At 40.0% G+C, this 11,296-nt stretch carries 9 protein-coding genes; 1 reads left to right on the top strand and 8 read right to left on the bottom strand.

From position 1 onward, the window contains the following. Nucleotides 1–102: 102 nt before the first annotated feature. The 7 genes from ACOXY8_RS06040 to ACOXY8_RS06010 form a co-directional block, all read right to left on the bottom strand. The gene (locus ACOXY8_RS06040; RefSeq protein ID WP_458330658.1) at nucleotides 103–1,971 is read right to left on the bottom strand and encodes a pseudouridine synthase; all 1,869 of its coding nucleotides are present in this window, start codon (nucleotides 1,969–1,971) and stop codon (nucleotides 103–105) included. Between the two features lie 26 nt (nucleotides 1,972–1,997). After that, a complete protein-coding gene (gene scpB / locus ACOXY8_RS06035; protein ID WP_458330657.1) occupies nucleotides 1,998–2,558 on the bottom strand; it encodes an SMC-Scp complex subunit ScpB in 561 nt (186 codons plus the stop codon). Further along, nucleotides 2,559–2,945, bottom strand: coding sequence for a TraR/DksA family transcriptional regulator (locus ACOXY8_RS06030; protein WP_458330656.1), 387 nt, complete (start codon nucleotides 2,943–2,945; stop codon nucleotides 2,559–2,561). Between the two features lie 252 nt (nucleotides 2,946–3,197). Further along, complete coding sequence (locus ACOXY8_RS06025; protein WP_458330655.1) at nucleotides 3,198–4,316, bottom strand: glycosyltransferase; 1,119 nt, start codon at nucleotides 4,314–4,316, stop codon at nucleotides 3,198–3,200. Then, nucleotides 4,313–5,227, bottom strand: a complete 915-nt coding sequence (locus tag ACOXY8_RS06020) for a glycosyltransferase (protein ID WP_458330654.1) — start codon at nucleotides 5,225–5,227, stop codon at nucleotides 4,313–4,315. The genes ACOXY8_RS06025 and ACOXY8_RS06020 overlap by 4 nt, the downstream gene beginning before the upstream one ends. Nucleotides 5,228–5,257: 30 nt before the next feature. Continuing rightward, nucleotides 5,258–6,142, bottom strand: coding sequence for a glycosyltransferase family 2 protein (locus ACOXY8_RS06015; protein ID WP_458330653.1), 885 nt, complete (start codon nucleotides 6,140–6,142; stop codon nucleotides 5,258–5,260). A gap of 5 nt (nucleotides 6,143–6,147) precedes the next feature. Next, nucleotides 6,148–7,047: a glycosyltransferase family 2 protein gene (locus ACOXY8_RS06010; protein WP_458330652.1), complete on the bottom strand. Its 900-nt coding sequence runs from the start codon at nucleotides 7,045–7,047 to the stop codon at nucleotides 6,148–6,150. 294 nt (nucleotides 7,048–7,341) lie between these two features. Here ACOXY8_RS06010 and ACOXY8_RS06005 point away from each other — a divergent pair, with 294 nt between their 5' ends. Beyond that, nucleotides 7,342–8,406: a hypothetical protein gene (locus tag ACOXY8_RS06005; RefSeq protein ID WP_458330651.1), complete on the top strand. Its 1,065-nt coding sequence runs from the start codon at nucleotides 7,342–7,344 to the stop codon at nucleotides 8,404–8,406. A gap of 330 nt (nucleotides 8,407–8,736) precedes the next feature. On the opposite strand, the gene ACOXY8_RS06000 is transcribed toward ACOXY8_RS06005, so the two are convergent. After that, the gene (locus ACOXY8_RS06000; RefSeq protein ID WP_458330650.1) at nucleotides 8,737–11,145 is read right to left on the bottom strand and encodes a TonB-dependent receptor domain-containing protein; all 2,409 of its coding nucleotides are present in this window, start codon (nucleotides 11,143–11,145) and stop codon (nucleotides 8,737–8,739) included. Nucleotides 11,146–11,296 lie beyond the last annotated feature (151 nt).

Genomic DNA, 11,296 nt, shown 5'->3' with positions numbered 1-11,296 from the left:
TCCCGTCCTGAAAAACCCATCCTAAAAATCCCTACCAGAGGCAGGCAGGCTAATCCCGATAATTGCACAAAAAAAAGCCCTCCATTGCTGAAGGGCTTTTGCTTAGTTTTTCATGTGCTTTAATTGCACTACTTCTTTTTCATCCAAATATCGCCAAGTTCCTCTTGGTAGATCTTTTTTGGTGAGGCCGGCATACATAACTCTATCTAGGTACATTACTTTGTAGCCTACATGTTCAAAAATTCGTCTTACGATTCTATTTCTACCACTATGTATTTCTATGCCTACTACTGTTTTATCATCTGATACAAAAGCAAGATCGTCAACTTTGGCTACGCCATCCTCTAATCTTAGCCCTTTGGCGATTTTCTCAAAATCATCTTTGCTCAATGGTCTATCCAATGATACCTGGTAGATTTTTTTCATGCTATTAGAAGGGTGAGCAAGCTTTTCTGCAAGTTCTCCATCATTAGTAAATAGCAATAAGCCAGTTGTATTACGATCTAAACGGCCTACAGGATAGATTCTCTCTTGGCAAGCATTGGCCACAAGGGTCATTACTGTTTTGCGTTCTTGAGGATCCTCAGTAGTGGTGATAAAGTCTTTTGGCTTGTTTAAAAGTACATATACATTTGGCTCAGGTTTCAATAGCTTGCTACCCATTTTCACCGTATCACCTCGCTGTACTTTATAGCCAAGTTCTGTTACCACTTTGCCATTTACGCTTATCATTCCATGCTCAATGTGTTTATCAGCTTCTCTTCTAGAGCAAATACCAGCATTGGAAATATACTTGTTTAGGCGAATTACATCCGTATCTGAATGTTTCTTTAAATCTCTTAATTCATAATCCGGCGGAACGGCTCGGCCTTTGCCGGCATAGCCACCAAAACTTGAGCGTTTACCAGGCTTATTGTCGGGTTTGCCATAAGAGCGCTTGGTGCCGAATGATGGTTTGCTGTCACGACGTGAGTCGCGTCTATCTTCATTATCTCTGCGATTAAATGAACTTCCTCTTTCACCAGATCTGCTGTCTGAAGATCTTCTTTCGCTAGAGTAGTTCGATCTTTCTCCACTTGAACGACCTTCGCCATCACGTTTTTCGAATCGACTTCTTGAGCCATCACCCGTTGATCTTTCTCTACTATTTGATCGGTCGTCATTGTCGCGTCTGCCGAATCCACCGCCAGCAGGTCTGCTATCATTTCTTCTTTCGTCGCCACCTGAGCGGTTATCACCATCACGTCTTGCGAATCCACCACCACTGTACGGTCTGCTTCCACTTCTTCTTTCATCGCCACCAGAACGGCTGTCGCCATCACGTCTGCTGAATCCTCCACCGGAAGGTCTGCCTCCTTCTCTTCTGTCATCACCGCCTGAACGGCTGTCACCATCGCGTCTACCGAATCCACTGCCGCTTCTTTTATTATCGTATTTGCGATCGCCTCCTCCTCTAGAGTCGCTATTACCATAGCTTTTTCCATAAGAGCGTTCTCCGCTTCTATTGTCGTCAGATTTTCGGAAGTCGCCTGAGCGATTGTCGTCTCTTCTTGGGTTTGGTCTGTCTCCAAAATTCCTTGCAGGTCTTTTGTCGCCATCGAAACTTCTATTGTCTCTATTGCCAAATGAACTACCTGAAGATGACCTGCCTTCGCCACGGTTGTCTGGCCTTGAATTGCCAAATCCTCCCGCCCTATTGTCATCACGACGGCTATCCGATCTCTTGTCTCTCTCTTGAAAGTTGATTCTTTTTCCTCCACCAGCGCCGCTTGAACGGCCACCTCTTTCATTATCTTTTCTGAAACCTCCAGAACTGGAGCCTTCATTTCCACCACGTTCGTTGCCATAAGATGATTTTCTCTCTGGCTTGTTTCCGTAGCTTTTTCCGTAAGATGATGGTGAATTGGATCTTTGGTTGGAATCTGACGCCCTCCCGGCGTTCGATTTCCTTGGGTTTTCCCTTTTATTCATAATTGTGGCCCGTTTTGGGCTTATTGTTATTCTTGTCCTTCTCCTATGCTATTTTCTTCTTCAGAGATGTCTTTCAATGTAGGAAGGTCTTTTAAGGAGTTAATACCGAAGTACTCCATAAATTTCTCAGTAGTACCATACAACAAAGGTCGGCCAATAGTTTCAGCTTTTCCCTTTATTTCTACTAATTCTTTTTCGAGGAGTTTTTGGATAGTGTAATCGCAATTGACACCACGTATTTGTTCCATCTCTGTTTTGGTAACTGGCTGCTTATAAGCCACTATAGAGAGGGTTTCGAGCGCCGATGCCGAAAGTCTTTTTTTGCTCTGTTGCTTGAGCAATATGCCAATGGAACTTTGGTAGGCTGGTTTGGTCAAAAACTGATAGCCACCTCCCGTTTTGTACAAAGCAAATGCGTATTCATCAGCTTCGTATTTTTGAAGTAGCTCATTCAAAGCGCCTTCAATTGCCGAATTTTGTAATTCTGCAGCAAACATTTCTTCCATACAAGCTTTTAATTCTGCCAAACCGATTGGCTTGGCAGAGCAAAATATCAATGCTTCTATGTGCCGGGAAAGAAAATCCAATTACTGAGTCTTCTTTAGTTTGGCCTCAATGGAATGCATCGTATGTGGTACGGCTCTCAAGCGCTCCTTTGGAATCAATTTGCCGGTATCGATACATACACCGTAAGTGCCATTTTTGATGCGAATAGCTGCGTTTTCCAATTGGTTAATGAACTTTTGTTGACGAGCGGCAAGCTGTGTAATGCTTTCTTTCTCCATGGTATCTGCACCATCTTCAAGCGGTTTCACTTGGCCGGCAGTATTGTCCGTTCCTGGATCGTTTTTTCGACTCAGAGATTCCTTCAGTGATTTGAGCTCCGACTTTGCAGCTTCGAGTTTGGATGAAATTATTTGGTCAAACTCTTTTAATTCCTCTGCGGTATACCTTGTTTTTTCTTCCTGACTCATAATTTGATCTGTTTTGGCCTTATTAATAAGGCTGATTGAATGCCTGCTTTGAAAAATTGTGCTAAAATAGAGTTATGCATCTTAATTAAAAAACCTAAGCTAGATTACTCGCAATAAAATTTGGATTATTCATCTAATCTTAAGTTTTATTACAAATTGATAATCGAAAGATAATCTGCACTTGATGTATTCTAAATACTAAGCAAAAATTCTTACGTAATCAGAGTGCAGTTAGTTGGTTTGTAGAAAATTCTATTTATAAAGCGCAAATTTTTTCAATTCAGCTTCATATTCTTTTGCGATGTTTTTGATATCAAACTGCTGGAAAGCAAAAAAGCGGGAGGTTTGGCCGAGTTGGCAAACTGCAGGATAATCACCAATGGCCAATTTCATTTTTGCATAGAGGTCATCTACGTTTTTTACTTGGTGAACTAGCGCAGTTTTGTCGTGTTCAATGGCTTCTAAATTCATAGGAATATCTGAGGCAATAATGGGTAAGCCTACCATCATCGCTTCTACCAATGCACCGCTAAAGCCCTCGTACCAGCTAGGAAATACAAAGCAATTCGAATTGTATAATTCTTTCCAAGCGTTCGGTACTGCTCCATGCAATTGCACCACATTCGATAATTCTCCCGCTTTTATTTGCTTCTCTAGTTTATTCCGAAAAGCGCCTTCGCCATATATATGCAATCGAGTATGAGGGTACTCAGCATTTATTCTTGCGAAAGCATCAATCAATTCTCGATAGCCTTTTCGCTCCAATAATCTTCCAATGGCCGTAAAGTTGAAATTATCTTCCGAATCAGGAGGCGTCCATTGTGGAAAATTACTTATTTCCCTCCCGCGATAAATTACTTTCACTTTACTCGGGTGAATGCCTAAGGCTTGAGAATTACTTTTGGCAATACTTTGGGCATTGGCGACATAGCTTACCGGAATTCCCGAAGTCCACTTATCGAGCCACCAGAAGACCTTAAACTTCCAATATGATTTTTGTTTGTGTTCAGCGATCCGCAATTCGCCATAGCTATCGTTTACAAAGGTGCCGATTATTGGAACGCCATTTATTTTTGCTGCAATTCTGCTGATCAAATTTGCTCGCATTAGGGAAGAAACAATCAACTGTGGTTTCTCTTTTTTGATTAGTCGATTGAGCTTGCTGATGCCTTGGATAAAGGAATATTTGCCTGGCAAATCCATAAAATGTAGCTGAATACCAACTTCTTCATAATCGACTTTTAAATCATGGCGAGGGTAGAAATAAGCCAAATGCACTTCTACATCAGAAGAGAAATGCTTTGCCAGATCCAGCACACTTCGCTCGGTACCGGCATTGATTAGCGCATCCATGGTGAATAGGACTTTCATTTCTTGCTATTTGAGTTTGGAGGCATTATAGTGTTGCCAAGCTTTCCAGTGAAGCCATGCCAAAAGCCAAGATGAAGGTACTGAAGATTACGCCAACCGTAGGCAAAGCCATATCGAAATCCATAGATTGATTTAAAAATTCCTTTAAACCAAAGACGGAAAACACCCAGCCAATTTTTTTCTTTTTTGATCAGAATGTGGATGAGATTTCTCAATGTGTAATATTCGCGCCACAGTTTTTGGATGTCTTTTTTGGCATATAACCCTCTGCTGAAATTCAAGCGATTGGCATATTCGCGGTGGCGATGGAGATTTTCTCCCGAAACTAAAATATTGAATCCGGCTCGTTTAATAGCCAAGCTAAAGTCTAACTCCTCGAAGCCAAAAAATAACTCTGGACTAGGCAAAATGCCTGCTTCCCACACTCGGCGATGAATCAATGGTAATTGCGATCCTGCTATATTATCTACTTCAATAATTCCCTGAAGCTGATCATCGGATAAACGGATAGTTTTTGCTTGTGCCGCATCGAATAACACGCCCACAGCTCCCAGCATTCCGATTTTTGTTGGTTCGGAGTATTGCTGTGGAATGTTGAATAACTCCTCCATGCTGTCCTTAAATACAGGCGGATCGTCATCGTCCATCCAAAGTACCCATTCCCAGCCTTCTTTGAATAGAATGTTCAACCCATGAAATGCAGCACCTGCCGGGCCGGAATTATAACCCACCGAATGATAGGCAATTTGTAGATTGGCCAATTGCTGCCAAACAAGCTTGGCCGAGCAATCCGGATCATTATCTACAATGAGAATTTTGCTTGGAGGGAAACTTTGAGCAAGCAATTTCTCAATAGTTTTCTGCAGGATTTCCTCCCGCTTGTAGGTCATTATGAAAGCTGCGTATTTCAAATTATTGAATACAGGTAGATGAAATTGAAATTAAAAATTTGGCTTCCATATTTGCTTTGCTAATGTAGGAATACTTGCCAGGATTGCCCTCAAAAAGCTTTTTCCATTGCTCGGCTTTGCAAAATAGGCTTTCCATAGGTTTGTTCTTCCGTCCTTTATTCGCCCCATTCTTATTTGAGCAATGGCTGTTGTTTGCAAGTAAAGTTGCTTTACCCTTGGAATATTGTCGAAATAACTCTTATGCTTTTGCAAAGTATAAAGGTTGGATTCGATTACATTGGCGAGGTTGCGGGCTCCTCCCGCTTCAGCCACCTCGTAGGTAAGGTTGGGGCTGGAAATGTATGCGGCGGAAAGGTTAAGCTGCTTTAGTCGAATTGATAGTTCGGTATTTTCGCCAAAACGTATTTGACTATCATATCCTTCTACTGTATCGAAAACACTTTTTTTCAGGGCAAAGGTGCCTGCATTATACAAGCCTTTGGTTTGTCCATCTTTATAAGGATCTAGCGGATCTACTACTTTATTCACCTCGAATTTTTTGTTGATTTGGCGCATTCCACAGAAAATGATATCTACTTTGCTGGTTTCAATTTCCTTCGCAAAATCAGCTAGCCAATGAGGACTCACGGTATCATCACTATCCAAAAATGTAAGCCAATCATACTGGGATTTCGATGCACCGAAATTCCGAGCGGCTGATACGCCCGCATTTTCTTGGTAGAAATAGCGAATTCGATCATCTTCCACCACCTGAAAAAGCTCAGCTGTATGATCGCTTGAGCCATCGTCTGCAATGATAACCTCGAAATACGGGTATGTTTGCCCCAATAGCGAGTCGATGGTTTTCATAATCGTATCGGCTCGATTGTAGGCAGGCACAATTATAGAAAAATATGTTTGAGACGCAGATGGCATGAAAATCAGCTTTCGGTATGTGAGTGTTTGGAATTGTTTCCAAAGATTGATTTTTTAATCAAAACCCAAAAATAGCGTGGATATTGGATTAAAAATGGAAAAAGAGCCAGCCATTCTTTTTTGGCGGGAGGTTGGTAGATTGCCGTAGCCAATCGCAACATCATCAAATTATATTGCCGAGGTGAAACCGCCTTGTTTTCAAAGTAAAACAATACCCTTTTCCATAATTGCTGAGTGCTCTGGGTGGATCGGTTTCTACTATTATTTTGACCATGCTTCCTAATGTAGGCGAGAGTTTGAGTACCCGAAGATACCCATGAGCCATGAAAAGTCATACGTAGCCAAAGTTCGGTATCTTGGTGGAGTTTGAGGTTTTCGTCAAAACCACCAGCGGTATCGAAAGCACAAGTACGAATAAGAACTGTAGGCGTATGAAAATGGCCTTTACGACCTAAAAGCAATTCCTCGAATATATCGGTAGAAAGTACTTCTGACTCCACTCCCAGTTTACGAATGGCCTGTGTAAAATCCTGATTCCATTCTTCTGCCCAACCATATACTGCTTGGCAACTTAGGTCATTTTCCAAAATGCTTAGCTGTTCCTCAAAACGATGTGGGAGGTACATATCATCTGCATCGAGAAAGGCAATATATGGAAAGCGCGCATTGGTGATGCCTAAATTTCTGCTCGCGCTTACTCCTCTATTTTGGTTGTTGGGGTGGGAAAAGACTTTTACAATAGAGATTTTGGCTTCAAGCTTTTTGGCAATTGAAAGAGAATTGTCTGTGCTGCCATCATCGATGATTAATATTTCACCTACCTCAGTTTGCTTAGCCGAATTTACTGCTTCTTGCAAATACAGCGCTTGATTAAATACTGGAATGATAACAGAAACCTTTCCCATGTTGGGAATTTAGGCATATTGGCTCGTAAAAAATAAATCTTATATGGACGAATGTTGAATTTAGTCTATAAGCAGTTCCTCTAATACAAAAAAGCCAAAGAATACAGATATGATCATACTAAGGTTATTTCTACTTTGTTTAAACAGGTATTTTCTTTTTATTTGTAATAAAAGAATTAAATTATTGTACAGAGTTGCATTTTTAATATTTTTATAATTGAAGTGCTATTCTTTTAAAACATTAATTATAGTGCCTGTTGTTTAGTTTAGAAAAATAGAACCAAATCTGTTGACATGAAAAAATATATTTTAGTTAGTCTTTTTTCAACTATTTTATTATTTAATAGTTGTATAACTGAAACAGATCTTATTCCAGAATCGTCTGAAGATGAATTGTTAGATATCTCTTTCAATTTAATAGGATCAGAGTGGTTAGCTGCTCAAGAAAGACCAATGAATAGGTTAGAAGAGAATGGCGAATGGCTTTACATTTTTAAAGTAATTAATACGACTGCATCAAATGAATTGGTACATGCGGAAGGCGTAACCTCCGTGATGGATACACTTAAGATTAAAGTAAATAAGAATTTTGAATATAGAATTGAGATAGTTGCACAGAAATTATTGGGTAAGGACTTTGAAAATCAGCACCAATTGCTTGATCCTTTTTATGAGACAACTGGCAGTGGTTACAGAGAAATTGATTCTTTTGCTGATATAGAGCATTTTTTACAATACCCTGTTGGCGAATCAGAATTAAAAGTGAAATTTTGGCCTTCCCCTTATTTACGATATAGTCCTCCAGCAGGTAGAGGAAATGCCTTACATCATCTTAATCCACAAATAGATTATTTTATTGGGGCATTAAACTTCACTCCTAAAACGAGTTCAAACTTTGAAGTTGATTTATTTCGTGGAACTTATGGAGTTGAAATCAAAGCAGAAAACTTTAATTTTGGTCATTTAGAGTTTGCTATAGGACAAGAATTCTTATCAGAATGGCCATCTGCAAATTATCCAGCAGGTACAGCTGATTTTATAAAATTTTCTCTCTTGCCAGAGAGTAGTACTGTCACAAGACTTTTCGCAAATAATACTTCGAGTTTCGTTATTACTGATCATTTTCAATATGATCAATCAATTAATGAACCTCTTCATAGTCTTTTTGTGCGCTATACCGACAATGAAAATCAAACAGTATTTCTTTTTAATACTCAAATAAGATTAAAAAGAAATACCATTCGGACTTTCAATTTGGATTTGAATGACTTCGTTGATCAAGAAGAGCTTACAAATTTTAATTTAAGATTTATGGATAACGAATGGAGTAGGGAAGAAGAAGGATATATACGACCATAAAACAGATTGTTCTGCATAGTAGCATTTCAGTTAACATTGAAGAATCTACTTTAAAGTGGATATTATACTCTATATCCAGCTTTGGCAAAAAGGGTACAAATTCATGTTCCTACTTACAAACCAAGGTAATTAGCCTCCATTAGTTTTTGGTTATATAACCTCCAGTAGCAAATAAGGTAGTTTAATGGGCTGTGATAGTAATGATAAACCTTTCCTGTTTTAAGAATTTAGAATGATGCTCTTCAATAAACAATTTTGATTGTGTTAAAAAACAAAAAAAGACGACCCTAAAGCCGCCTTCTTTAACCTAAAATAGAAACCCCCTATTCTTTAGAATTTGATATCTACTCCTGCAGTAATAAATCGAGGTAAGCCTACTCTTATTCCCTGCGGTCTTCTTGTGCTTATATATCTTTGGTCAAGCAGGTTTTTTGCTGAAACTTGGATGGTTGCTTGGCTATTAGGTATTTTATATTGAGCTGTAGCGTCTAATACAAAATAGCTAGGCAACTCGCCTGTTCTGCCATCAGCAGAAGGAATTACAGAATTGATTTCGTCTGTAAATTGCTGGCCTACATATGTGCCTGTAAAGCGCAAACCATAGCCAGCAGGAGCTTGCCAAGTGAAGCCAGAAGAGAAGATAAATGAAGGTGCATACGGCAATCTATTACCTTTGATATTTATTTGCTCACCGCTTACTGATTTAAATCTGTCTTCAGTATACTCAGTAGCTACAAAGGTAGCATTGATGTCGTAGGTGAATGTATGAGATGTATTTAGCAAATTACTGATATCTACACTTAGGGCAGTTTCAACACCTGCGTGCAAAGTTCTGCCTGCATTTACCAAACCTGCACCTGTGCCTCCCGCTGATTCAGCCACTGGGATAATCTGGTTAGAGAAGTCCATGTAGAAACCTGTCAACTCAAGGAAAGTCCCGGGAATAAGGGTAGATCGGAAGCCTAACTCATAATTCCAGCTAAGTTCTGCATCGAGTTCAATTACTGATCCAGTAGCTGTAATTGCATCTTTCACACGTGGAGGAGCGAAGCCTCTGTGAGCACCACCAAATACGGCCAATTGCTCACTTGCTTGGTAAGTAAAACCTAGTCCTGGAATCAATTGAGAGACATTGTTATCTGCCACTATGCTGGTGTCTTTTACTACACCCGAGAAAGCATTGCGGAGAATATCTCTTTCATAATTGAATATTTCGCCACGAAGACCTGCATTTACAGAGAACTTGTCACTGATGATAAATTTGTTTTGAGCAAATAAGCTAATAGCATTTCCTGTACGTATTTCATCAGAAACCAATGCACCTGATTTAGCATCTGCTTTTGTACCATTCACTCTTTGTTCAAAGGCTTTTTCGTGCATATAGCGGTAGCCTGCCGTCAATTCATTTGGTAGATTGCCAATGCTGTAGCGACTGATAATTTTTTGCTCGAAACCGGCAACTTCGAACTGTCTGTTACGATTGCCAGTACCTTCGCGCATAAAAATGGCACCACCAGGTATTTCCCTATCGCCCCAGATTACACCTGTTTGGCGACTTGCAGAAGCATCATTGCTAAAATCTTGTCTGCGCCAGTTACGTGTCGTTGTGTAGGCAAATGCCAGTGATTTAAGTGTTGTATTTTCGCTTAATTTATAATCATGGTGGAAACTGATAGAGTAGCGATTTACAGCCAATTCATCGTTTGGTGCAATGCGGACATAATCTTGATCTCCTGCTTCGTACATTGGTTGAGTTAAGCCTACATAGGTAGAATTACTACGTTCTTGATAGGCACCTATCTTCACCCCTAAGGTAGATCTGTCATTAAAGTTGAACTTGAATTTAGAGCTAAAATCATTGATTCTAAATTCTGTTGGCCCCAGGTTGTCGGCTTGCTTACGAAGGAAATTAACTTGAACGCCGCTTTTACCTACCGTATTTCCATAGCTCAATAAGCCTGAGAAATAGCCGCTTTGGCCACCGATTATCCTTGCGCCAAATTCTTCTTCAGCGGGAGGATCAGCAGTGATGTAATTGATCACGCCTCCGATAGTTTGCGGGCCGTATAGTATTTGGCCACTTCCTTTGAGTACTTCTACACCTGCCATACGGTCAATAGCAGGTGAATAATACATTTCAGGCTCACCATATGGATTGAGCGCTACTGGTACGCCATCTTCGAGCATTAATACGCTTCTGCTTCTGTCAGGATTCAAGCCTCTAATTCCCACATTCACCCGCATACCGGCACCTTCTTCGTCTACTACATGCAGGCCGCTTACTCTCCTGAGTGCTTCATTGCCACTGATTGGGTTAAGCAGTTTTAGCTCACTGTTGTTGATATAGCCAACTGAGCCCGGCGTTTTTGTAAATAGACGATCCTTGCTCGATAATATGGTGATTTGAGGCATGGCAGTTATATCCTCTTCGAATGTCAAATCTAGGTTGATCACTTCACCAGCTACTACTTCTATACTCTGACGAATACTGACAAAACCTACAGAAGAAATCTTGATTACATAATCTCCAGCTGGAATATTATTAAAGGAAAACTCACCCAAATCATTGGTGAAAGTACTTTTGTTTGGTCCTTCTAATAGGATATTGGCATAAACAACGGCTAAGCCATCGCCCGTTTTTATGGTACCTTTGATATTCCCTCCCGCATCTGGATTTGAGGCAAAACTTAGCCTAGTGATGGCTAAAAACAAGAACAGAAATAAATATTTATGAGTCATTACTGATGGTTTGTGTTGAATAAGGCCGCAAAGTTTATCTCTATTTAGATTTAATCCAAATAAGAATAGTAAAATATTTTTCACCTTTTTAGCAGTTGCTTTATTTCAGTTCTTTGGCTGATAATTTTTACATTTGAGGCTAAGTAGAATT

Origin of the sequence: Peijinzhouia sedimentorum (assembly GCF_049340005.1) — a bacterium.
GTDB lineage: Bacteria > Bacteroidota > Bacteroidia > Cytophagales > Cyclobacteriaceae > CAXBDP01.
The sequence above is the reverse complement of the archived record's forward strand: the minus strand, read 5'-3'. Positions and strand labels throughout refer to the sequence as shown.

Bases quoted from the DNA above. Each gene is read 5' to 3' on its own strand.
- ACOXY8_RS06040 (WP_458330658.1), bottom strand. From the start codon at position 1,971: ATGAATAAAAGGGAAAACCCAAGGAAATCGAACGCCGGGAGGGCGTCA.
- ACOXY8_RS06030 (WP_458330656.1), bottom strand. From the start codon at position 2,945: ATGAGTCAGGAAGAAAAAACAAGGTATACCGCAGAGGAATTAAAAGAG.
- ACOXY8_RS06025 (WP_458330655.1), bottom strand. From the start codon at position 4,316: ATGAAAGTCCTATTCACCATGGATGCGCTAATCAATGCCGGTACCGAG.
- ACOXY8_RS06015 (WP_458330653.1), bottom strand. From the start codon at position 6,142: ATGCCATCTGCGTCTCAAACATATTTTTCTATAATTGTGCCTGCCTAC.
- ACOXY8_RS06010 (WP_458330652.1), bottom strand. From the start codon at position 7,047: ATGGGAAAGGTTTCTGTTATCATTCCAGTATTTAATCAAGCGCTGTAT.
- ACOXY8_RS06005 (WP_458330651.1), top strand. From the start codon at position 7,342: ATGAAAAAATATATTTTAGTTAGTCTTTTTTCAACTATTTTATTATTT.
- ACOXY8_RS06000 (WP_458330650.1), bottom strand. From the start codon at position 11,145: ATGACTCATAAATATTTATTTCTGTTCTTGTTTTTAGCCATCACTAGG.